Annotated in this window: 21 protein-coding genes; 9 read left to right on the forward strand and 12 right to left on the reverse strand. The window is 73.0% G+C overall.

All coding sequences use genetic code 11. The annotated features are described in order from the left end of the window. The first annotated feature begins 119 nt into the window (after positions 1-119). A complete protein-coding gene (locus AC3IYJ_RS36770) occupies positions 120-1,553 on the forward strand; it encodes an MFS transporter (protein WP_489398849.1) in 1,434 nt (477 codons plus the stop codon). Then, positions 1,550-1,681: a hypothetical protein gene (locus AC3IYJ_RS36775; protein WP_489398850.1), complete on the forward strand. Its 132-nt coding sequence runs from the start codon at positions 1,550-1,552 to the stop codon at positions 1,679-1,681. Before AC3IYJ_RS36770 ends, AC3IYJ_RS36775 begins: the two co-directional genes overlap by 4 nt. On the opposite strand, the gene AC3IYJ_RS36780 is transcribed toward AC3IYJ_RS36775, so the two are convergent. From AC3IYJ_RS36780 to thpR, 5 genes are all read right to left on the reverse strand, one after another. Next, positions 1,678-1,878 (reverse strand): chaplin, encoded by a 201-nt coding sequence (locus tag AC3IYJ_RS36780; protein ID WP_489398851.1) that lies wholly within the window; start codon positions 1,876-1,878, stop codon positions 1,678-1,680. The two genes, AC3IYJ_RS36775 and AC3IYJ_RS36780, sit on opposite strands and share 4 nt — an antisense overlap. Positions 1,879-2,071: 193 nt before the next feature. Next, complete coding sequence (locus AC3IYJ_RS36785) at positions 2,072-3,214, reverse strand: hypothetical protein (protein WP_489398852.1); 1,143 nt, start codon at positions 3,212-3,214, stop codon at positions 2,072-2,074. Positions 3,215-3,318: 104 nt separating this feature from the next. Beyond that, a complete protein-coding gene (locus AC3IYJ_RS36790) occupies positions 3,319-3,510 on the reverse strand; it encodes a hypothetical protein (protein WP_489398853.1) in 192 nt (63 codons plus the stop codon). Between the two features lie 80 nt (positions 3,511-3,590). Further along, positions 3,591-4,547: an NAD-dependent epimerase/dehydratase family protein gene (locus tag AC3IYJ_RS36795; RefSeq protein ID WP_489398854.1), complete on the reverse strand. Its 957-nt coding sequence runs from the start codon at positions 4,545-4,547 to the stop codon at positions 3,591-3,593. After that, positions 4,544-5,158 carry an RNA 2',3'-cyclic phosphodiesterase gene (gene thpR / locus AC3IYJ_RS36800; RefSeq protein WP_489398855.1) on the reverse strand — a complete coding sequence of 205 codons (615 nt, stop codon included), beginning with the start codon at positions 5,156-5,158 and terminating at the stop codon, positions 4,544-4,546. The genes AC3IYJ_RS36795 and thpR overlap by 4 nt, the downstream gene beginning before the upstream one ends. 135 nt (positions 5,159-5,293) lie before the next feature. Between thpR and dacB the strand changes: the two genes are divergently transcribed. The 3 genes from dacB to AC3IYJ_RS36815 all read left to right on the forward strand — a co-directional run bounded on the left by dacB (position 5,294) and on the right by AC3IYJ_RS36815 (position 8,487). Further along, positions 5,294-6,955, forward strand: a complete 1,662-nt coding sequence (gene dacB / locus AC3IYJ_RS36805; RefSeq protein ID WP_489398856.1) for a D-alanyl-D-alanine carboxypeptidase/D-alanyl-D-alanine endopeptidase — start codon at positions 5,294-5,296, stop codon at positions 6,953-6,955. Positions 6,956-7,024: 69 nt separating this feature from the next. Then, positions 7,025-7,618 (forward strand): TetR/AcrR family transcriptional regulator, encoded by a 594-nt coding sequence (locus AC3IYJ_RS36810; protein WP_489398857.1) that lies wholly within the window; start codon positions 7,025-7,027, stop codon positions 7,616-7,618. Next, a complete protein-coding gene (locus tag AC3IYJ_RS36815) occupies positions 7,615-8,487 on the forward strand; it encodes an alpha/beta hydrolase (RefSeq protein WP_489398858.1) in 873 nt (290 codons plus the stop codon). Before AC3IYJ_RS36810 ends, AC3IYJ_RS36815 begins: the two co-directional genes overlap by 4 nt. A 44-nt stretch (positions 8,488-8,531) precedes the next feature. Here the strand turns inward: AC3IYJ_RS36815 and AC3IYJ_RS36820 are convergent, their stop codons facing one another. Continuing rightward, a complete protein-coding gene (locus AC3IYJ_RS36820) occupies positions 8,532-9,701 on the reverse strand; it encodes a cytochrome P450 (RefSeq protein WP_489398859.1) in 1,170 nt (389 codons plus the stop codon). Positions 9,702-9,990: 289 nt separating this feature from the next. On the opposite strand from AC3IYJ_RS36820, the gene AC3IYJ_RS36825 reads away from it, so the two are divergent. Then, entirely contained in the window at positions 9,991-11,574 is a 1,584-nt protein-coding gene (locus AC3IYJ_RS36825) for a vWA domain-containing protein (protein ID WP_489398860.1), read from the forward strand. 136 nt (positions 11,575-11,710) lie between these two features. Continuing rightward, a complete protein-coding gene (locus AC3IYJ_RS36830; RefSeq protein ID WP_489398861.1) occupies positions 11,711-11,962 on the forward strand; it encodes an EF-hand domain-containing protein in 252 nt (83 codons plus the stop codon). Positions 11,963-11,993: 31 nt separating this feature from the next. On the opposite strand, the gene rox is transcribed toward AC3IYJ_RS36830, so the two are convergent. The 3 genes from rox to AC3IYJ_RS36845 all read right to left on the reverse strand — a co-directional run bounded on the left by rox (position 11,994) and on the right by AC3IYJ_RS36845 (position 15,360). Then, a complete protein-coding gene (gene rox, locus AC3IYJ_RS36835) occupies positions 11,994-13,421 on the reverse strand; it encodes a rifampin monooxygenase (RefSeq protein ID WP_489398862.1) in 1,428 nt (475 codons plus the stop codon). A gap of 170 nt (positions 13,422-13,591) precedes the next feature. Next, entirely contained in the window at positions 13,592-14,443 is an 852-nt protein-coding gene (locus tag AC3IYJ_RS36840; RefSeq protein WP_489398863.1) for an ABC transporter permease, read from the reverse strand. After that, on the reverse strand, positions 14,440-15,360 hold the full coding sequence (locus tag AC3IYJ_RS36845) for an ABC transporter ATP-binding protein (protein ID WP_489398864.1): 921 nt from the start codon (positions 15,358-15,360) through the stop codon (positions 14,440-14,442). The genes AC3IYJ_RS36840 and AC3IYJ_RS36845 overlap by 4 nt, the downstream gene beginning before the upstream one ends. A 131-nt stretch (positions 15,361-15,491) precedes the next feature. Between AC3IYJ_RS36845 and AC3IYJ_RS36850 the strand changes: the two genes are divergently transcribed. Then, positions 15,492-16,745: a sensor histidine kinase gene (locus tag AC3IYJ_RS36850; protein ID WP_489398865.1), complete on the forward strand. Its 1,254-nt coding sequence runs from the start codon at positions 15,492-15,494 to the stop codon at positions 16,743-16,745. After that, entirely contained in the window at positions 16,742-17,404 is a 663-nt protein-coding gene (locus tag AC3IYJ_RS36855) for a response regulator (RefSeq protein WP_489398866.1), read from the forward strand. Before AC3IYJ_RS36850 ends, AC3IYJ_RS36855 begins: the two co-directional genes overlap by 4 nt. A 20-nt stretch (positions 17,405-17,424) precedes the next feature. Here AC3IYJ_RS36855 and AC3IYJ_RS36860 read toward each other — a convergent pair whose 3' ends face one another. The 3 genes from AC3IYJ_RS36860 to AC3IYJ_RS36870 form a co-directional block, all read right to left on the reverse strand. Then, the gene (locus AC3IYJ_RS36860; RefSeq protein WP_489398867.1) at positions 17,425-19,047 is read right to left on the reverse strand and encodes an alpha/beta hydrolase; all 1,623 of its coding nucleotides are present in this window, start codon (positions 19,045-19,047) and stop codon (positions 17,425-17,427) included. A 172-nt stretch (positions 19,048-19,219) separates the two neighbouring features. Next, the gene (locus tag AC3IYJ_RS36865) at positions 19,220-20,134 is read right to left on the reverse strand and encodes an NUDIX hydrolase (RefSeq protein WP_489398868.1); all 915 of its coding nucleotides are present in this window, start codon (positions 20,132-20,134) and stop codon (positions 19,220-19,222) included. A 92-nt stretch (positions 20,135-20,226) separates the two neighbouring features. After that, positions 20,227-21,699: a sensor histidine kinase gene (locus tag AC3IYJ_RS36870; RefSeq protein ID WP_489398869.1), complete on the reverse strand. Its 1,473-nt coding sequence runs from the start codon at positions 21,697-21,699 to the stop codon at positions 20,227-20,229. Positions 21,700-21,733: the final 34 nt, after the last annotated feature.

Raw genomic sequence — 21,733 nt, forward strand, 5'->3', positions numbered from 1 at the left:
GCCGGTCGGGCGCCGCGCGTCGCGAGAGGAGTGCGGCGGAGCCGAACTGTCTTGACGTCAAAATTGAGCTCGGGCAGGCTTCGCCAATGTATCTCGACATCGAGATACATTGGCCGAGCATGCGGGGGACTGGAATGCGGCGGGGCACGGAGATCCGGAAGGACCGGCGGGACGGAGCCGGACTGCTGGCGCAGTTGCGGCGGCCACCGGGGGGCCGGGACGCCCGGATCATGCTGTTCGCCCAGCTGCTGGACCGGACCGGCACCGGCGTGTGGGCCGCGGCCTCGGTCCTGTTCTTCACCTTCGTGACCGGACTCGACGCCCGGCAGCTGGGTCTGCTGCTGGGCGCGGCCGGAGTGGCCGGAATTGCGGGCTCACCGCTCGCGGGCCACCTGGCGGGGCGCTTCCCGGTCCGCTCGCTGCTGATCGCCTGCCACCTGCTGCGGCTGGTGACCCTCTGCGCACTGCTCCTCGTCACCAGCTTCCAGTTGCTGCTGCTCGTGGTCGCCGTCACCTCCCTGGGCGACAGGGCGGCCAAGACGCTGGAGATGCTCTTCGCCACCCGGGTGGCGGGCGAGCGGCGCTCCGCCTACCAGGCACTGTCGCGCAGTTCGGCCAACGCCGGCTACGGGATCGGCGCGGGCATCGCCGCGATCGGTCTCGCCGTGGGGACCGAGGGCGCCTACCAGGTGCTGATCCTGGGCAACGCGCTGTCGTTCCTGGCGGCCGCGGCGCTGGTCTGGCGCACCAGCGAGCCGCGCGGCCACGGGTACGTGGCCGCGCGGACCGGTGAAGGCGCCGCCGGGGACGGGCCGCCCGCCCCGCCCGCCCCGAGCCCCTGGCGGGACCGCGGATACCTCCGGTTCGTCCTGCTGGACATTCCGATGAGTCTGGACTCCTCGCTCCTCGACGTCGGGCTGCCGCTGTGGCTGGTGGCGCACACCGATGCACCGCACGCCATGGTCCCGGCCTTCCTCGTGATCAACACCGTGCTCGTCGTCCTGCTCCAGATCCGGGTGTCCGCCAGGGTCGAAGGGCCGCGCCGGGCAACGGGAGCGGTCCTCGTCTACGGGCTCACGGTGTTCGCCTGCTGCGTGCTCATGGCCGCATCGACGGGAGGCGGCTCCTGGACTGCCTCGGCCCTCCTGCTGGCCGCGGCCGTACTGGTCACCGTGGCGGAGCTGATGCGTTCGGTGAGCTCCTGGGAGCTGGCCGTCCTCCTCGCGCCCGAGGAAGCGAGGGCCTCCTACCTCGGAGTGGCGGGCATGGCCCAGTCCGTGCAGAAGTCCGTCGGGCCGCTGCTGCTCACGGGCGCGGTGATGACGGCCGGACCGGCGGGCTGGCTCGCGCTCGGCGCGGCGGTGGCGGGCCTGTCCGTCGTACAACGGCGCTCCAGCGTACGAAGGCTCGCGGCGATGAAAGCGCTGACCGCGGCGGCCGCGGCGGCCGCGACGACCCGCGGTGGCGCCGAGGCCGCGGAGGGCACGGAGGGCGCCGCCACCCCGCCGTGCGGCCGGGGGAGGATCCAGGGCGGGGACATGCGCACGACGTGACGCGAAGGCTCTGGAACGCCGCGGTCTTCTCGATCACCGCCGAGGAGCGGCCGCAGTGCCGGGCGGGCCTCGAACAGCGCATCGCCCGGCACTCGCGGACCCGACGGGATCCGAAGGGGAAGCCCTAGTTGTTGGATCCGACCGTGTTGTTGAGGCCGGCGTTGAAGATGTCGTCGGCGGCGAACTGGGTCCAGTTGCCGAAGACGAGGGTGTAGGAGTTGCCCTCCGGGATGGTCACATTCACATCGGCGCTGGCCGCCGAGGCACCGCCCAGCACGATGGTGAGAGCGGCAACGGCGGTCAGCACGGAGGAAACGGCGCGCATGGAAAGGCCTTTCACGAGGTACCGGGAAGGGTGAACGGGTACCGGCCGCGACGAGGGGTAATGGCCCTCGGCCCGGTCGGTCCGTGATCACCAGCCAAGGGGCAGACGCCCGGCGGGACACGAAGCCACTCCGTGGCAGGGCCCAGAGCCACCGCTTTGTACCAGTGGGCCGGGCCCGCCACCCCGCGGGGGCTCACGCGGGTCGGGCCCCTTCCGCCGGGGCCGTGCGGTCCGTCACCACCCGCATGGTCACGGCAGCCGCGACTCCCGCCACCAGACCCCAGGTCAGGGCCGCCGGGACGCCGCTGCCGAGGCCGGCGAACAGGCGCGGCGCCCCCCAGCGCGCGCCCGAGTCGGCCGCCTCCATCAGGACCTGCAGCAACTGCCTCGCCAGGAGACCCAGGACGGTCGCGCAGACCGCGCCCACCGCCACGGCCGGGAGAGTGGCCCGGGTCAGAAGTCCCGGCAGTCTGCGCAGGGCCCACCACACCACGACGAGCATCAGCACGTCGGGGACGCGGTACAGGAGCCAGCTGCCGATCGACCCGCCCTCGGGACCCGCCCAGCCGCCGAGCAGCAGCCACAGCCGCAGGAGGTCACCGGGTTCGGAGAGCAGCCCGGAGGCCGTGGAGGCCTCCTGGATGGAGGCGGCGACGGGCTGGTACGACAGGGCCACCAGCGACACGGCGATCGACGCGGTTCCGACGGTGGCGGCCAGCCGGGCCGCGCGCGCCGGTACGACGGCCTGCGGCAGCGGGCCCGCGCCCTTGGCGGTGACCCGCGCCAGGAGCGCCGTCACCACCGCCGCGAGCAGGGAGGCCGGCACCAGGACCTGGGCTCCGGAGGAGATCACGCCCGCGACCTGGGGGAGGAAGCGGTAACTCCCGTGGCCCTGCCCGGCGATCAGCCAGGGCGCGGAGACGGCCATCGCCAGCGTCCCGGTCACCAGGCCCCAGGCCCAGACGGCCGACAGTGACGCCCACATGCGGCCGCGCAGCGGCGGCAGCCTGCGGACCAGGAGCAGCGCCCCGGGCACGAAGAAGGCGAAGACCGCACCGAACCGGATCTGGACCGCGGTCCGGTACAGCGAGAGGTAGCGGGCCGAGTCGCCGGTCCCGGCCGCGTAACCGCTGGCGTCGCCCGTACCGTCCGCGCCGGGGGGATCGTACGACCAGGGGGCGAGCCAGTGTTCGAGCTCGGAGGCGGTGTCGATGCCGAGGGCGCGGCTGCTGCCCGGCAGGTGCAGTGCGGCCGCACTCGCCCCCGCCCACCACAGGAGCGCCGTGAGGAGCAGCGCTCCGGCCAAGGCCGGTAGCGCCGCGCGCCGGTATGTCATGTACTGCCCCCGCCTGGTCGTGCACCCCGTGTGCCCTACTGATCAGCGGGAGAGTACGGGGTGGCGCCGACACCGCGGAAAGGCGCCCCGGCCGGGCCGGAGGTTCAGGCCAGGCGGGACGCGAGGCGCATCCGCATCTCGGCCGCGTTGCGCCGCACGTCCTCGGGCTGGCCGTCGTCGTCCAGGAAGCCCAGGAGAACCATCAGGGCCCTGGCCTCGTCCCCGCTGATCAGCTTCCGTCGCTGTTCGGTGGCGCCGTCGAGCAGGATGTCGAGGAGTTCGGTGGTCTCGTCCATACCGGCAACAACGCCGACGGCGCCGGGCGGGTCACGTACGGGTCACGTATGGGTGCGGGTGCGGCTGGGGTACGGGGTGTTCACCGGACCGGGGGCCGCCCGGCGGCGGCCTGCCGTTCGCGCCACCAGTCCACCGTCGCCTCGACCTGTTCGCCGACCGGGGTGGCCCGCAGCGCGAACCGGGCCTCGTAGGCGCTCGAATCGACGACGAAGGGACGGTCGAACTGATACCGGATCTCCTTCAGTTCGCGGATCATCGGGGAGAACAGCGAACCCACGCCCAGCACGGCCGGCGGGATCCGGCGCACCGTGACCGGCCCCGAACCCGCCCGGGCCGCAAGGAGACCCGCCATCTCCTTTACGGACAGGGCCGGTTCGGTCGGGACGTGCCAGGGCCGGCCCCAGGCCCGCTCCTGTGCGGCGACCTCGACCAGGGCGCCGGCCACGTCGGGAACGTAGGTCCAGCTGTGCGGGGCGTCCGGGTCGCCGAGCGCGGAGACCGGCTTGCCGCGCAGCAGCCCCGGCATCACCCGGGCCGCCAGGTGGCCGCCGTCGGTCACCGAGGGTCCGAAGAAGTCCGAGGCGCGCACCTCGACCGCCCGGATGCGGCCCTGCTCGTGCAGTTTCCGCGCCTGCTCCCACACGGCGGCGCGCACCCGCCCCTTGGGACCCGTCGCCGCGAGCGGCAGGTCCTCGGTCATGGGGACGTCCACGGGACCGTAGCCGTAGAGGTTGCCCAGCATGACCAGTACGGCCCCGGTCGCCTCCGCGGCGGCGCAGAGCGACGCGGCGAGCGGCGGCCAGGCGCTCGCCCAGCGGGGGTAGGGCGGCGCGGCGCAGCTGTAGATCGCGGCCGCGCCCCGCGCGGCCCCGGTCAGCCGCTCACTGTCCGTCGCGTCGAACGCGACGTGTTCGATCCCCGGTTCCGGGCTCCGGCCCGAGGAGGTGACGACCCGTACCGCATGGCCCTGCGCGGCCAGCAGCCGAGCCGTTGCGGCGCCCGCGGGCCCGAATCCGATGACGAGATGAAAGCTCACGAACGAACACTAGTGCCCGTCGGGAGCCCGTTCCCTCCGTCGAAGTCCCATGCCTCGATGTCGCGGTAGTGGATCGGCCCGGGGCCGCGGCCGACGTTGCTGCCGACCAGGTGCAGGCGTGCGGCCGGCCACCGGCGTCCGGTGAACGCGGCGAGCCCGGTGGCGGCTTCGGTGACGCTGGACCGGTCGCGGCGGCCGGACCGCGCCAGGGTGAGGTGGGGTCGCAGCGGCCGCTCCTCGAAGGGCACGCCACAGGACCTGACCACGTCGCGGACCTCCGAGGCGAGGAGGTGCAGTCCTTCGAGCTCCCCGTCGATCCCGGTCCACAGCACCCGTTCGTCGAAGTGCCCGCCGCCGCGCATGGCCAGTTCCAGCGGCCGGCGCTCCGCCGCCAGGCGCGCGAGCGGCGGACGCAGGAGCTCGGGCGCCGCGACGGGGAGCTCGCCGAGGAACGCCAGGGTGATGTGCCAGTCCTCGATGCGGTTCCAGCGCATGTGCGGGTACGTCTCGTAGGCGGGCCGCAGCTCCCTGGCCAGCTCCTCCTTCGCGTCGTCGGGCGGGGCGAGCGCTATGAAGACGCGGATGGTGGAGGGACGGATCTGTTCGTTCACGAAGGAATTCGTACACCATCGGCCGCGGGACCCGGCGCCGGGACCCGGTGACATGCGGGCCGTACCGTGCCGTGCCACGCTGGTCGGGTGCCCCGGGGTCCGGGGGGACGACAGCCGCGACGAACGGAGCGCGCTGTGGGAAATCCGATCCGCGGTGCGGCGCCGTGGCGGCGAACGGCCGCCGGCTGCGCCGCGCTGCTGCTGGTGACGCTCGCGCTGGGTACGGGTGCCCGCGCGGCCCCGTCGCCTTCGTCCTCTCCCTCGCCCTCCCCGGTGCCCTCGGCCTCCCCGTCGCCCTTTCCGACCGGGGTGGGGGAGCCGGGCCGCCTCGACCCGCGCATCACGGAGATCATGGGCAAGCCGGAGTACCGCCATGCCCAGTGGGGCCTCCTGCAGAACGGACCGGACGGCGGGCGGACCGAGCACAGCCTGTTCCCCGGGCAGTTCTTCATACCCGGATCCACCGCCAAACTGTTCCCCGTCTCCGGCACGTGGCGCACCCTGGGCACGGACCACCGCTTCGTGACCCCGCTCTACGCGGTCGGGGAGCGCGACGGGAGCACGCTGGCCGGAGACCTCGACCTCGTCGCGCTGGGCGACCTCACCCTCGGCGGCCGGACCCGGCCCGACGGCACGGTCGCGTACACCGACCTCGACCACACCTACGCCAACGACTTCCCCGGGGCGACGCTCACCCCGCAGAACCCGCTCGCCGGAATTGACCAACTGGCCCGGCAGGTCCGCGACTCGGGCATCACCCGCGTCGAGGGCGACGTGCTCGTCGACAGCCGGCTCTTCGCCCCCGACCCGGTCCTGGACCCCACCCCGACACCGCTGATCGTCAACGACAACCTCATCGACCTGCTGACCAGGCCCGGGGCCGGACCGGGCGCGAAGGCCGGGGTCGACTGGCGGCCCAAGGTCGCCCCGTACCGGGTCACCTCCACCGTGACGACCGTCGCGGCCGGCAGACCGGCCGCGGTCACGGTGACCGCCACCGAGGGCGGCACCCGGATCCAGCTGTCCGGCACCATCGCGGCGGACGCCGCCCCGCTGCTGCGGACCTCCCCGATCACGGATCCGGCGGCCTTCGGCCGGACCGCGCTCATCGAGGCGCTCGGCCGGGCCGGGGTGGAGGTCACCGCCGCGGCGACGGGACCCAACCGGGCCGACCGGCTGCCGCGCGACTACGAGGGCCGCCCGCGGGTGGCGGCGTACACCTCACCGCCCTACGAGCAGTACGCCAAGCTGATCCTCAAGGTCAGCCACAACCTGGGCGCCAACCTCGGCATCTGCTTGATGGCCGTCACCACCGGCAGCCACCAGTGCGCCGACGGGTTCCCGGTGCTGGCCGCCTTCCTCGACCGGGTGGGCGTCGACCGCGAGCAGGTGCAGCTCATGGACGGCCGGGGCGGCAACCCCGCCGACCGGGCCACGCCCCGGGCGCTGGTGCAGATGCTGGCGTACTGGCAGAGCACCCCGGACGCGCGGCTCTTCCGGGAGGCCCTGCCCGTCCTGGGGGTCGACGGGCTGCTGGCCGACAACTGCCGGAGCTGCCCGGCGCGCGGCAAGGTGTTCGCGAAGACCGGCGCGGCCGTCGGAGGGGACTCCCTGAACGACCGGCTGGCCGTCGGCGCCATCACCATCGCGGGCTACCTCGACAAGGGCGGCGGCCGCTACGACACCTTCTTCGCCGGGGTCAACGGGGCGTCCACACCGACCGCGAACCCCGCCGGCATCCTGTCCATCGCCAACGACCTGGCCCTGATCGCCGCCTACCTCCAGGAATCGCCCTGAGCCTTGGGCAGTTGCCTGGCTAGGGCTCCTAGGCTAAAACTAGGAGTCCTAGGAAAGGTGGAGGGGCGCATGGTGCGGGCAGGGCTGACGGCGGAGCGGGTGACGATCGCGGGCGCCGAGCTGGCGGACGAGGTCGGCCTGGACCGGGTGACCATGTCGCAGGTGGCGCGACGGCTCGGCGTGAAGGACGCGAGCCTCTACGCGCACGTGCGCAACCTGGAGGACCTGCGCGGCAGGATCGCGCTGCTGGCGGCGGACGAGAAGACCATCCTCATCGCGGAGGCCACCGCCGGCCGGGCGGGCAAGGACGCGCTCCTGGCCTTCGCCAACGCCTGGCGGGAGTACGCGCACCGGCACCCCGGCCGCTACGCGGCGACGCAGGCCCCGATCCGCATCGACCCCGAACCGGCCGCACGGGCGCCCGGGCCCCGGCGCGCGGTCGAGCTGACCTACGGCATGCTGCGCGGCTACGGACTGGCCGAACCCGACCTGACCGACGCGGTCCGGCTGCTGCGCAGCACGTTCCACGGGTTCGTCGCCCTGGAGGCCGCCGGCGGGTTCGCCCACGAGCGCTCGCCCCAGGACTCCTGGATCCGCGCCCTCGATGCCCTGCACACCCTCCTGGAGCACTGGCCCCCGTCCCGAGAAGGAGTCTCCTCATGACCAGCCCGACCATCGGCAGCCTGCGCGTGAACGGGGCGACCCTGTACTACGAAGTGCGGGGCCGGGGTCCGCTCCTGCTGCTGATCCCCGGAGGGACGGGCGGCGCGGCCGCCTTCGAGGGCGTGGCCGAAGACCTGGCCCACGAGTACACGGTGGCGACCTACGACCCGCGCGGCCTCGGCCGGAGCCCGCTGGACGACCCCGAGGCCGAGCAGCGGGTGGCTGAGCACGCCGACGACGCCCTGCGCCTGCTGGACCTGCTGTCGCCCGGCGAACCGGCCCGGGTCTTCGGCGCCAGCTCCGGCGCGATCGCCGCCGTGCACCTGCTCACCACCCGTCCCGAACGCGTGGAACGCCTCGTGGCGCACGAACCGCCGCTGGTGGAGGTCCTCCCGGACGCCGCCCTGCACCGCGCGTTCCTCGCGCACGTGCAGGAGACCTTGCGCACCCAGGGGCTGATGCCCGCCCTGGCCGTGTTCGCCGCCGGCCTGAAGAAGGCCGACGACACCGGCGGACCCCAGCCCGAGTCGCAGCCCGAGCCCCAGCCCGAGTCGCATCCCGGGCCGAGGCTTCCGCCCCGGGCCGCGGCGCGCGCCGAGCGGACGATGGCAGGCCTGCCGTACTTCGTCGGCCGCATCGTGCCCGCCTTCATGTCCCACACCCCGGACCTCCACCGGCTCCGGGCGCTTTCGGACCGGCTCGTGCTCGCTGGCGGCCAGGACTCGCGCGGCGAACTGCCCTACCGCGCGGCCGAGTCCCTGGCCGGACAACTCGGCACGGAAATCCTGCACTTCCCCGGTGGACACACCGGACTGACCACGCACCCCACCGAGTTCGGCGAACTGCTCCGCAAGGCCCTGCGGGGGTAGACCCGGTGCGCAGCGCGCGTTCCGTCCCGGCGCGGACCGCGGACTCACCAGGCGACGGGCAGCGATTCGAGTCCCAGGACCACGGCGTTGTGGCGTACGCGGATCTCCTGCGGCGGGCACGCGGGCCGAAGGCCGGGGAAGGCGCGGAGCAGTTCGGTGAGCGCGACCTGGAGTTCGAGGCGGGCCAGCGTCTGGCCGATGCACTGGTGCATCCCGTAGCCGAACGCCACGTGGCCCCGGACCTCGCGGCGGATGTCGAGGTCGCCGGGTGAGGTGAGGAAGCGGCCGTCCCGGTTGGCGCGCTTGACCCCCAGGACGACGCCCTCACCCGCCCGGACCGTCTGCCCGCCGGGCAGCGGTACGTCGGCGACGGCGACCCGGGCCAGGGCGGTCCGTACGATCGAGTGGTAGCGCAGGAGTTCCTCGACCGCGGACTTCACGAGAGCGGGATCCTCGCGCAGCGCGCGGAGCTGGTCGGGGTGCTCGAAGAGCGTCAGCACGCTGAGCCCGAGCATGTTCGCCGTCGTCTCGTGCCCGGCGATCAGGAGCAGCCGGGCCATCGCGACGACCTCCTCGTCCGTCATCCCGGCAGCCTCCTGCTGCTGGACGGCGGTGCTGAGGAGGTCGTCCGCGGGGTCCGTCCTGCGTTTGAGGGCCAAGGTGCGGATGTAGTCACCGAGCGCCGTGAGCGCGGCCGTGGCCTGCTCGGGGGTGCTGTCGATGCTGAGCATCGCCCGGCTGTTCTCCTGGAACACCTCGTGGTCCTCGTAGGGCACCCCGAGGAGCCGGCAGATCACCAGCGACGGCAGGGGAAGCGCCAGCCGGGCGACGAGGTCGGCGGGCGGGCCGGCCTCCCGCATGCCCTCGATGAGCCGGCGGGTCGCCTCCCGTACGCCCGGGCGCATCCGCTCGATGCGCCGCATGGTGAACGACGGGGTCAGGACCTGCCGCACCGCGCCGTGCCGCGGGGCGTCCATCCGCAGGAACGACATGGCTCCGGCCGTCGGCGGGGTCGGGAGCATCCGGGGGTATCCGGGCAGCTGGTCGTCGGCGGAGAACCGCGGGTCCGTCAGGACCGCGCGCACCTCGTCGTAGTCGCTGACGAGCCACGCGCGCGTCCCGTCGGGCAGGTCGACCATGCGCGCGGTCGCATCGTCGAGGGACATCTGCTCCAGGACCGGTATGAAGGTGGTGGACGTGCTGCTGTCTTCCACATTTCCTCCTGCTGGGAGGTGCGAGGGGCGCTTCGGATTCCCGTTCCGGTGGGCCCTTTGACAGCCAAGCAGAGGCGGGACGGGGCGTGAAGCGGGCCCCGGGGGCGCATGTGGGATGTCCGCACCTGCGCGCGTGCGCCCCCGGGCGCGGTCGGCTTTCAGCCGATACCAGACCTTGACATTCCGTCTGCCGTTGTCGCTTCGATACGTGTTCGGAATCGCTTCGACAGCTCCAACAGCCCTTCCCAAGCGTCCAATTCAACACCTACGACGCTTCGAGGGAGCAGCTGTGACGCCTCATCAGGACCGCACTCCTCGCATTCCCCGCCCAGCCCGGAGAGGAAGGCACGGCCGGCTGATCGCCGCGCTCGCCGCCACCGGCCTGCTGCTGACCGGCTGCAGCTCCAGCGGCCACTTCAACGGGTCCGCCAACGGGTCCGCCGATCGCGGCTGGAACGGCTCCGACGCGAGACCCGGGCCCGTGGCTCCCTCCCCCGGCGGCAGCGCCGAGGGGGAGTCCGACGGACGGCGCCCCACCGGTCCGCCCGCCGACTACCTCTCCACCTTCGGGCTCGACGTGGACACCGCCAGCTACGGGTACGCCCGCCGCACCCTCGCCGACGGCCACCTGCCCGACCCCGCGACCATCCGCCCCGAAGAGTTCGTCAACAGCTTCCGGCAGGACTACCCGGAGCCCGACGGCGACGGCTTCTCGGTCACCGTGGACGGCGCCCGGACCACCGACGGGGACTGGTCCCTGCTCCGCGTCGGGCTCGCCACCCGCGCCGCGGGACAGGGCGGGGAGCGCCGCGCGCCCGCCGCCCTGACCTTCGTCGTGGACGTCTCCGGCTCCATGGCGGAGCGAGGCCGTCTCGACCTCGTGCGCACCTCCATGAACCTGATGACCGACAAACTGCGCGACGACGACTCGGTCGCCGTCGTCACCTTCAGTGGCAAGGCCCGAACCCGGCTCGCGATGACCCCCGTCGCCGGCCACCGCGACCAGATCCACGAGGTCGTCGACGGGCTGCGCACCGACGACTCCACCAACGTCGAGGCGGGCATCACCCGCGGATACGACGAGGCGGTCAGGACGCTTCGGCCCGGCGCCACCAACCGGGTCGTCCTGCTCTCCGACGGGCTCGCCAACACCGGCGCCACCACCGCCGAGGCCATCCTCAAGCGGATCTCCGGCGCCCGTACCGAGCACGGGATCACCCTGTTCGGCGTGGGCGTGGGCAGCGAGTACAACGACGCCTTCATGGAAAAGCTCGCCGACCGGGGCGACGGCCACACCGCCTACGTCTCCGACACCGAAGGCGCGCGCAAGGTCTTCTGCGACGAACTCCCCGCACAGGTCGACCTGCGGGCCCGGGACGCCAAGGCGCAGGTCGCCTTCGACCCGCAGACCGTCGAGAACTTCCGGCTGATCGGCTACGACAACCGCAAGGTCGCAGACAAGGACTTCCGCAACGACGCGGTGGACGGCGGCGAAGTCGGCCCCGGCCACACGGTGACCGCCCTGTACGCGGTACGGCTGCGCCCCGGCGCGACCGGGCACGTGGCGACGGCGACGGTGCGCTGGCTCGACCCGAACACCCGGGCCCCGCACGAGGAGTCCGGCCGGGTCGAGGAGACGGCGCTACGGGGCGACCTGTGGACGCAGGCGTCGCCGCGCCTGCAGATCACGGCGGTGGCGGCCTACTTCGCCTCGGCGCTGCGCGAGCGCGACGGCGGCTGGGAGCGGGTGCCGGGCGCAGTCTCCCTGGACCTGCTCGCCGGTCACGCGGGGCGGCTGGCGGACCGCACGGAGGACCCCGCCGTGCGCGAACTGGCGGACTCGCTCCGTCAGGCCGGCCGGCTCACCGGATGACACCGGTGACCTCGGCGTCCACCCGCCGTCCGCCGCGTTCGGCGCGGTCCGCCCTCCTCGTCCCGCAGGGCGGGTCGTAGGCTTGGTGGTCCGGCGGATCTCCGCGCCGCCGGACCACCCGTGAAAGGACCACGTCATGAGCGCCAAGGCCCGCAAGCTCTTCGACGCGCTGGATCTGAACAGCGACGGCGTCCTGACGCGCGTCGAGGTGATCACCGCCCTGCGCGCGAAGGGACCCACCCTCGCCGCCGCCGGTGACCTGCCGTTCTGGGGAGTGGGCGACGCGGACGCCTCCTCGGCCCTCTTCGACCAGGCCAACCTGGACGGCGACGGGGTCCTGACCTTCGAGGAGTTCGAGCGCGAGGTCGACCGCCGCTTCGGCTGGTAGCCGGTCCGCCGGGGGGCGCGTCACCACGCGCTCAGCCGGTGGCCGCGCCGAACCAGTCGGGCAGGCGGTCGAGCAGGTCCTGCTGGTCCGCGCCGACCCAGGCCACGTGGCCGTCCGGCCGCAACAGCACCGCGGGCACGTCCAGTTCCTCGCTGACGTCGACCACGTGGTCGACCCGGTCCGCCCAGCCCGCCACCGAGAGCCGGCCGGTCCGGTCGAGCAGCAGTCCGCGGCCCTCGTGCATCAGCTCGTAGAGGCGGCCCCGCTTCAGGGCGATGTCGCGCAACCGGCGCCCGAGCAGTTCGTGACCCCCGCCGAAGTCGTAGCGGATCCCGATCGCGATGATCTTCTCGGTCAGGTGCCGGTTCACGTCCTCGAACTCCATCAGTTCCGTCAGCAGCCGGCGCACCGCCCGGGCGTTCGGTTCGAGGGACATCAGCTGCATCTGCGCACGGGTGTTGTCCAGCACGTCGGCGGCCACCGGGCGCCGTTCGGCCTGGTAGCTGTCCAGCAGCCCCTCCGGTGCCCAGCCATGCACCTGCGCGGCGAGCTTCCACCCCAGGTTGAAGGCGTCCTGGACACCGAGGTTGAGACCCTGCCCGCCGACCGGCGGGTGTACGTGCGCCGCGTCGCCGGCCAGCAGCACCCGGCCGGTCCGGTAGCTCTCGGCCAGCCGGGTGGCATCGCCGAAGCGGGACAGCCAGCGCGGCGAGTGGGCGCCGAAGTCCGTGCCCCCGGCCTCCCGCATCCGCCGTTTCAGCTCGTCCAGGGTCGGCGGGACCCGTCGGTCCTCGGCTACCCCCGCAGCGGGAGCGACCACGCGGTACGCCCCGTCCCCTAGGGGCATCGCGCCGAACCACAGCTGGGTCCTGCGGACTTCGGCCACCACGGCGGCGACCGTCTCCGGCGACGCGGTCAGCTCCACCTCGCCCAGCAGCGTATCGGTCCTGCTGGGCTCGCCGGGGAAGCCGATGCCGAGCAGCTTGCGCACCGTGCTGCGGCCGCCGTCGCAGCCGACGAGGTAGCGCGAACGCAGCCGCGTACCGTCGTCCAGCTCGGCCGTCACCCCGTGTTCGTCCTGGCTCAGCCCGATCAGTGCCCGGCCGCGCCGGATCTCGGCGCCGAGCTCGGCGGCGCGCTCGGTCAGTAGCCGGTCGACGGTGGGCTGCGGGATGCCGAGGACGTACGGATGCGCGGTGTCCAGCCGGTCCGGCGCCGGCTTGGTGATGCCGGCGAAGAACCCGCCGACCGGGTACTGGCGGCCGAGCGGGAGGAACCGCTCCAGCAGCCCGCGCTGGTCCATCACCTCGACGCTGCGCGAATGCAGTCCGAGCGCGCGCACGACCCCGGTCGGCTCCGTTTCCCTTTCCAGTACGACCACCCGCACACCGTGCAGCCGCAATTCCGCGGCCAGCATCATGCCGGTCGGCCCCCCGCCGGCAATCAATACGTCCATCACGAAAACCGCCCCGAATTCCGCAGATTTTTCTTCGAACGGAGAGTTTGCGGCAAAAGGGGGGCCTTGCCGCAAGGCCCCCCGTGCGCTATATGTTGAAGAGGGCAAGGAGCGGTCGATTCCTTGCTCTTTTCTTTTGTCCCGAGGTGCGAACAACGGTGGCCCCGGCGCACTCACACATCGCGGCGCCTTACGACGAACACCGCGAGGGCGATGGCGATCAGCGGCCAGAGGGCGAACACGATCCAGCAGCCGGGCAGCGTGGCGCTGTAGGCGAGGGAGTCGGGACTGGGCTCCCAGGGCTGGACGAGGCGGGTCCAGGCCGCCGAGACCATCGTGTGCTTGATGTCGGCGGACCAGCGGTTGCTCTCGGAGAACATGGTGGGCAGCATCAGCAGGGCGAAGGCGCTGGTGAGCATGGTGGCGGCGGCATGGCGGAGCAGGACGCCGAGGCCCAGGCCGGTCAGGGCGCACACCGGAGCCAGCAGCGCGGATGCCACCAGTGGGCGGAGCACGTCGGGGTGGGTGATCGCGACGGCGCCACCGTGCCCGTTCAGGATGGCCTGGGAGACCAGGAAGGATCCGATGGCGGCGGCCGTGCCGACCGCGGTCCACAGCAGGGCGGTGACGACGGCCTTGGCCAGTACGACCGCGCCGCGGGCGGGGACGGCCGCGAAGGTGGTGCGGATCAGGCCGCTGCCGTATTCGCTGACGATGTTGAGGGCGCCCATGCTTCCGGAGACGAGGATCAGCGTCATGCATCCGGGCGAGGAGAAGGCGTCGGGGGCCAGGAAGCTGCCGGGTTCGGAGCCCGCGTCCTTGTCGGAGAGCGTGGCCACGGCCGCGGACCCGATGACGAACACGGTGATGAGGGCAAGGACCCACCAGGTGGAGCGCAGGGAACGCGTTTTGATCCACTCGGAGGCGATCAGATCGCGGAAGCGGGCGGGCGGCTCGGCGGGGGAGGCGCCCGGGGAACCGGAGGCGGGCGCAGCGGTCGCGGGGGCGGAGGCGAGTGAGGTCATCGGGGCTGTCCTGCCTGGTATTCGACGCTGTCGGCGGTGAGTTCCATGAAGGCCTCTTCCAGCGAGGCCGCACGGGTCGTGAGTTCGTTGAGCAGGATCCCGTTCTCGAAGGCGAGCGCGGCGATCCGGTCCGACGGCAGTCCGGTCACGGTGAGCTTCTCGGCGCCCGCCGAGCCTTCCGGCGCGACCGAAGCGCCCGCGGCACTCAGCACCGCCGTCAGCTCGGCAGCCTGCCGGGTGCCCACCACGACGCCGAGGCCGGTGCTGCGGGCCGCGAAGTCCCGTACCGACTCGGCGGCGATGAGCCGGCCCCGGCCGATGACGACGAGCTGGTCGGCGGTGTTCTCCATCTCCGACATCAGGTGACTGGAGAGGAAGACGGTGCGGCCCTCGGCCGCCAGGCGCCGGAAGAGCCGGCGCATCCAGAGCACGCCTTCCGGGTCCATGCCGTTGACCGGCTCGTCGAACATCAGCACGGGCGGGTCGCCGAGCAGGGCGGTGGCGACGCCCAGCCGCTGCTTCATGCCGAGCGAGAATCCGCCGATGCGGCGGTTCGCCGCCTCGGCCAGGCCCACTTCGTGCAGCACCTCGTCCACCCGGCGCCGGGAGATCCCGTTGCTGCGCGCCAGGGCCGACAGATGGGCCGTGGCGGTGCGTCCGCCGTGGACCTGCCCGGCGTCGAGGAGGGCGCCGACGTGCCGCAGTCCGCGGGGGTGGCTGCGGAAGGGGACCCCGCTGACGGTGGCGCCGCCGCCGGTGGGCGCCTCCAGGCCGAGGATCATCCGCAGGGTGGTGGACTTGCCGGCTCCGTTGGGCCCGAGGAAGCCGGTGACCTGGCCCGGCCGCACGGTGAAGGACAGCTGGTCGACGGCGGTCTTGGCGCCGTAGCGCTTGGTGAGTTCGTGTACTTCGATCATGTGGACAACACTGCCGGGAGGGCCCCGCCCGGGTCATGGGGCCGTGGGCGGCAATCGCGCGGCCGCCTTAGCCCGGGGGCGTACGTCCCCGGGACGACGTCGCGGGGCCGGTGGCTGGATAGTGTCGCGGGATGGATGCCATACCGACCACCCCGTCGTCCGCGCGCGTCGCGCCACGCGCCCTTCCTCTCCTGGCCTGGGCGGGGGGCGTCCTCTACGTCCTCGCGGTGGGTCTGCTCATGGGAGGTGCCCCGCGCGCCTCGGGCACGGTCCACGGCCTCGTGGCGCTGCTGGTGGCGAGCCTGCTCCTCGGCGTCGTGCGACGCGCGCCGATTCCGGTCCTTGCCCTCCTGATCCTCGGATCCACCGCCGTGGTGGTGGTTCCCCCGAGCACTGCCCGAGTGGACCTGTCGGCCTCGTACCAGGGCCAGTTCCTGCCGTTCCTGGCGGTGGACCTCGTCCTGGGTCTCATCGTCGCCATCCGCGCACGACGGGTCTCGGCCGTGGCCGTATCCACTTCCCTCCTCGTCCAACTGCTCCTCGTCGGAGGCTTCGCGCACGGGGACGGCCTGACCGCGAACCTCGTGATCGCCGTCCTGGCGGTGGCCGCGGCCTGCACGGCAGGTCTGCTGGTCCGCGAGCGCCGTGAGCACGCGGTGGCACTGCGCGCCCAGGAGGTGGCCGAGGCCGTCGTCGCCGAACGGCTGCGGATCGCCCGGGAGTTGCACGACATGGTCGCGCACAGCATCGGCATCGTCGCCATCCAGGCCGGGGTGGGGAGCCGGGTCATCCGGACCCAGCCCGAGGAGGCCCAGGAGGCGCTGCGCGCCATCGAAGCCACCAGCCGGGAGACCCTGGCGGGCCTCCGGCGCACCTTGATGGCACTGCGTCAGGCCGACCCGGACGCCGGGGGTTCGGGTCGGGCGTCGCTCGCGCCCTCGCCCGGTCTCGCGGACCTCGACCGGCTGGCGGCGGCGACGGCGGACGCGGGCGTGAGGGTCGACGTGCTGCGGACCGGGGAGCAGCGCCCGCTGCCGGCCGACATCGACCTGGCGGCCTACCGTATCGTCCAGGAGGCGCTGACCAACGTGGTCCGCCACGCGGGCACCGGGCTCTGCCGGGTGACCATCGAGCACGGGGACCGAGAACTGTCCGTGGAGATCGTCGATGACGGGCGCGGTGCCACCGAGCACGGCCCGGCCCACGGATTCGGCATCGTGGGCATGCGCGAACGGGTCGCCCTGCTGCACGGCCGGCTCACCACCGGGACGCGCCCCGAGGGCGGCTTCCGGGTGGCGGCCAGACTGCCGCTACCCGTGCCCACGTCCTCGCCCACGCGCACGTCCGCGCCCGCGTCCGTCGAAGTTTCAGTGGAGGCCCGATGACCATCCGGATCGTACTCGCCGACGACCAGCCGCTGGTGCGGTCCGGTCTGCGCGTGCTCATGGGCGACCACCCCGACCTGGAAGTCGTCGGCGAGGCCGCCAACGGCTCCGAGGCGGTCGGGCTCGTCGGTGAACTCGCCCCCGACGTCGTGGTGATGGACATCCGGATGCCCGTCATGGACGGGATCGAGGCCACCCGCCTGATCACCGCAGGTCCGGCGACGGCTCGCGTGCTCGTCCTGACCACCTTCGACGAGGACGAGCACGTCTACGGTGCGCTCCGCGCCGGCGCGAGCGGGTTCGTGGTCAAGGACATGGCGCTCGACGACATCCTCACGGCGATCCGGGTGGTGGCCGCCGGCGACGCACTGATCGCGCCGGGTGTGACGCGCCGTCTGATCGCCGACTTCGCCGGACGGCCCGCGGCCGCCCCGGAGCGCTCCCCGCGGACGGTCGAGGGCATCACCGAGCGGGAACGCGAAGTGCTCACCCTCGTCGGACGCGGCCGGTCGAACACCGAGATCGCGGAGGACCTCTTCATCACGGTGGCCACCGCCAAGTCCCACGTGTCACGGCTGCTCACCAAACTGGACGCCCGGGACCGGGTCCAGCTCGTGATCACCGCCTACGAGGCAGGGCTCGTCGCCCTGCCCCGCTGAGTGCGCTCCGGGCAAGGTGCTCAACGCAGCACGGGGATCACATCCTGCGTCTCGTCGACCTCGACGCCCGTGGTGCGGCGGGTGAGGGGTTCGGGGGGCGTCTCGTCCGCGCAGACCGTACCCCGGGCGGGCAGTGCCAGGGTGGCGAGGTAGTCGTTGACCAGGGCGCTCACACAGGCGCTCCGGTTGTATCCGGTGTGTCCCTCACCCGCGAACGTCAGCAGCCGTCCGCCGTCCAGTGTCCCGGCCAGGGCCACCGCGTCCTGGTACGGGGTGTCCGGGTCCCCGGTCGTACCGAGGACCAGGATCGGGGCGGAACCGGCAGCGCGGTAGGAACCCTCGTAGCGGCTCGGACGCTCCGCCGGCCACTGCGCGCAGGTGGGCGCGTGGTTGTGGTCGTAGGTGGGCGGCCCCAGGCCGATGGGGGGTCCCAGCAGCGGAGCGGTGGCGACGTGGGCGCTGACCAGCGTGTTCAGGAGCAGCCGGCTGGTCGGGTAGACGCGGTCCGCGCACTCGACGGCCATGTTGACGTTGAGGAAGTCGAAGGACGCGGGCGAGGGCGGCGACAGCAGGAACGAACCCTGGTGGGCCTGGGCCGCCCGCAGGGCCTGCCCCAGGTAGGGCCAGACCTCCTTGCCGGAGTTGATGTTGAACATCAGCCGGTAGGCGAGCGTGTAGCCGGTGGCCGGGCGTCCACTCGCGGTGATGACGGGGTCGGCGTCCAGCGCCCGCTTGAGCTGCTCGAAGGCCTCCCGCGGCCGGCCGTCACCGAATCCGCACGCGGCGGCGTTCTGCGCGCACCAGTCGAGGAACCGGCCGACCGCCGCGTCCAGGGCGACGAACTGCGCGCCGTCGTACGCGTACGGGACATCGGCGTAGCGACGCGGATCGTACGCCCCGTCCAGCACCATGGCGCGTACCCGCCGGGGGAACTGCGCGGCGTAGACGGTGCCGACGTAGCTGCCGAAGGACCGGCCGTAGAAGGTGAGCGTCTCCTCGCCCAGGGCCCGGCGCAGCAGGTCGATGTCCTTGGCGTTCGACGCGGTGCCGATGAACGGCACGAGGTCCGCGGAGCGTGCCTGACATGCGGCGGCGAATTCGCGGCCCTGCCGCACGGCGGTCTGCAGGGCTCCCGGGCCGGGCACACCGCGTGCGGCGTCCACGGCGGCGGAGTACTCGGCGTCGTTCCAGCACTCCACCTGTCCGCTGCGCTTCACGCCGCGCATGTCGTACCCGACGACGTCGAAGGAGTCGCGCAGGGAGGCCGGGAGCGCGTCGTAGCTGTTGCGGGCGAAGTCCACACCGGAGTTGCCGGGTCCGCCGGGGTGCAGGATCAGGACGCCGGTGCGGTGCGTCCGGTCGGCCGCCAGGTGCCGGGTGACCGCTAGCGGGATCGTCCGCCCGGTGGGCAGGCGGTAGTCCAGGGGCACTTGAGCGGTCGCGCACTCGAAGCCGTCCCCCGGATCACCGGGGTCCGCTCCGTCGCAGGGGCCCCAGGACAGGACGGGAACGGGCGGGGCGGCGGGGGCCGCGGCTGTCGCGGCCCCGGGCGCGCCCCCGAGCAGCGCGGTGACCGCGATCAGAACGAGGGATGTCGCCCATGTCATTCGCTTGCGGGGGTCATCGGCCGAACGGCTCTGCATGCGGTGATCCTCCGTCATGGGTGTTGCCGAACCAGCAACGTAACCACCGGCCGCCACCCTTGTCGGCCCCCCGGGAGGTGATTTCTCCGTACCCCCAGGAGGCGACCCCTTCTCCCACCAGGGGGAGCGTCCGGCTACGACCAGGGGTGTACGCGCCGACCGCCGGAGCAGCTCACGTCCAGCCCATCTCGGAGTACGCCAGGCCGTGGCCGATCGCCTCGATCGCGGTCCGGGTGTAGGCGACGATCGGCTCGGGGAGCGCCGCGGGGTCCCACCACGCCCACTCCAGGCACTTGTCGGGCTCCCGCAGTTCGGGCGTGCCCGACCAGGCGTGCGCCCGGAAGACCAGCTGGAGCCGGGGCTGCCCGTCGCCGCCCTCGTCGAGGACATGCACGGTGTGGACGAGCTCGACGTCCTCGGCCCGGATCTTCAGCCCGGCCTCCTCCTCGGCCTCCCTGATCAGGCAGGCAAGGGCCCCCTCGTCCTCGCAGTGGCCCGCGAGCAGATGCCAGGACCGGCCGGCGAAGGGCAGGTCCGGGTGGCGCAGGCCGAGCAGGACCTTGCCGTCGGGCCGCTGGAGGAACAGGTGCACACCGATGATGTTCGGGCGGGCCCGGCCGCCACCGCCCGCCGCACGGGGTACGGGTACGGGCGCGGGTACGAGGTCCGGCGCGGGAGCGGTCTTCTGGTGCAGGGCGATGACCTCGGCCGTCCACGGGCACATGGTCAGCCACGTGGTGGTGGCCTCGTCGAACCAGCGGAACATGATCCCTTCGGGGCAGGGAAGGGTGTCGGCGTCACCGTCCCAGGCGCCGAGGTAGACCTGGATCAGGTCCTCGCCCTGCCCGTCGGGGCCGTGCGCGTCGACGACGGTCAGCGGCTCCAGGGCGACCGTCAGACCGGTCTCCTCCAGGAGTTCCCGCTCGACGTCCTGCCGGGCGGATTCCGAACCCTCACGGCCCCCGCCGGGGAGCGACCAGGTGCCCGGGTCGCAGATGTGGGGCTTGTTCGCATCGCGCAGGTGCAGCAGGTACTGCCCCCGGCCGTTCACCAGGAGGGCCGCGGTGCCGGTGGGTTCAGGAATCACTGTTTCGCTCCAGAGGGGGGCGGGGGTGCCGGTACTCCGACAGTGCGCCGGGATCCCGGCCCGTTACGGGATCCTCGCAGAGCGGTGCGCGGTCAGTGCCCGGCGGACGGCAGGCGCACGCGGAACACGGCTCCGCCGCCCGGCGTCGTCTCCAGTTCCAGTGCGCCTTCGTGCGCCTGTACCAGCGCGGCGGCGATCGCCAGTCCGAGGCCGGCGCCGCCGCCCGCCTGACGGCTCCGGGAGGCGTCCACCCGGTAGAACCTCTCGAAGACCCGGGCGGCCTGCTCCGCGGTGAGACCCGGCCCCGAGTCGGCCACCTCGATCACTTCGCGGCCGCCCGAGCTCCCCACCCCGATCCGGACCGGCGAACCCGCCGGAGTATGGACGACGGCGTTGCCGACCAGGTTGGTGACCACCTGCCGCAGCCGCGCCTCGTCCCCGTTGACCGGAGCCGGTCCGGGCAGGCCGACCCCTCCCGGACCGGTCAGCACCACCTCGCGCGTCGGGTCCAGGGCACGGGTGTCGTGCAGGGCGTCCACCGCCAGGGTCCGCAGGTCCATCGGAGCGATCTCCAGCGGGCGCTGCTCGTCCATGCGGACCAGCGTGAGCAGGTCCTCCACCAGACCGCTGAGCCGCACCGCCTCGCTCTCGATCCGGGCCATGGTCCGTTTGACGTCCGCCTCGTCGGGCAGCGCGCCCATACGGTACAGCTCGGCGAAGCCCCGGATCCCGGCCAGCGGCGTACGCAGCTCGTGACTGGCGTCGGCGACGAAACGCCGCATCTGCTCCTCGGACGCGGCGCGGGCCGCGAAGGCCGACTCGATCTGCGCGAGCATTCCGTTGAGCGCGCTGCTCAGCCTTCCGGTCTCGGTCCGGGGCGAAGCGTCCGGCATGCGGTGCGAGAGCGGCCGCCCGGCGGAGATCTCCGCCGCGGTCTCCTCGATCCGCCGCAGCGGCCGCAGGCCCGCCCGTACGGCGAACCAGCCGGCCGCGGCGAGCAGCAGCGACACCACCACGCCGATCAGCCGGAAGGCGGTCGCCAGGTGGTCGATGGTGGAGGTCACGTCGTCCAGCGGGGCCGCCACCACCACTCCGGTGGGCAGCGCGGGGTCCTCGCTGCCCACCGGCACGATCAGCACCCACCAGGTGCCGTCACCGTGGTCGCTCGGCACCTCGAACGGCCGCCCCAGCCGGGCCCGTAGCCCCGCCGCGTCCATCGCGGGCCACGACGGGCCCGGATCCCCGGCCGCGACGGGCTGGCGGTACTGGTCCGACACGGTGCCGTCGGCATCCGCGAAGGCCATCACGTACTGGCTCGGCAGCCACGGCCGCCCGCCGCCCGACCGCCCGGGGTGCGGCTGCGGAATGCCCTCGGACCGGACCCGGTACGCCATCGAGTCCCCGAACCGTTCGAGCTGCTGGTCCACCCGCCCCACCAGCTGGGCGCGTACCGACCCGAGCACGACGGCGTCGCTGACGGTCAGCCCCAGCGCGACCAGGACCATCGAGAGCACCACGAGCCGTGAGCGCAGGGACAGGCCGGCGAAGCGGTGCCCGAGCCGCACGGCGAGCCGCCGTATCCGTCCAGGCCACTTGAGG

This window comes from Streptomyces sp. GL_140 (genome assembly GCF_057834465.1).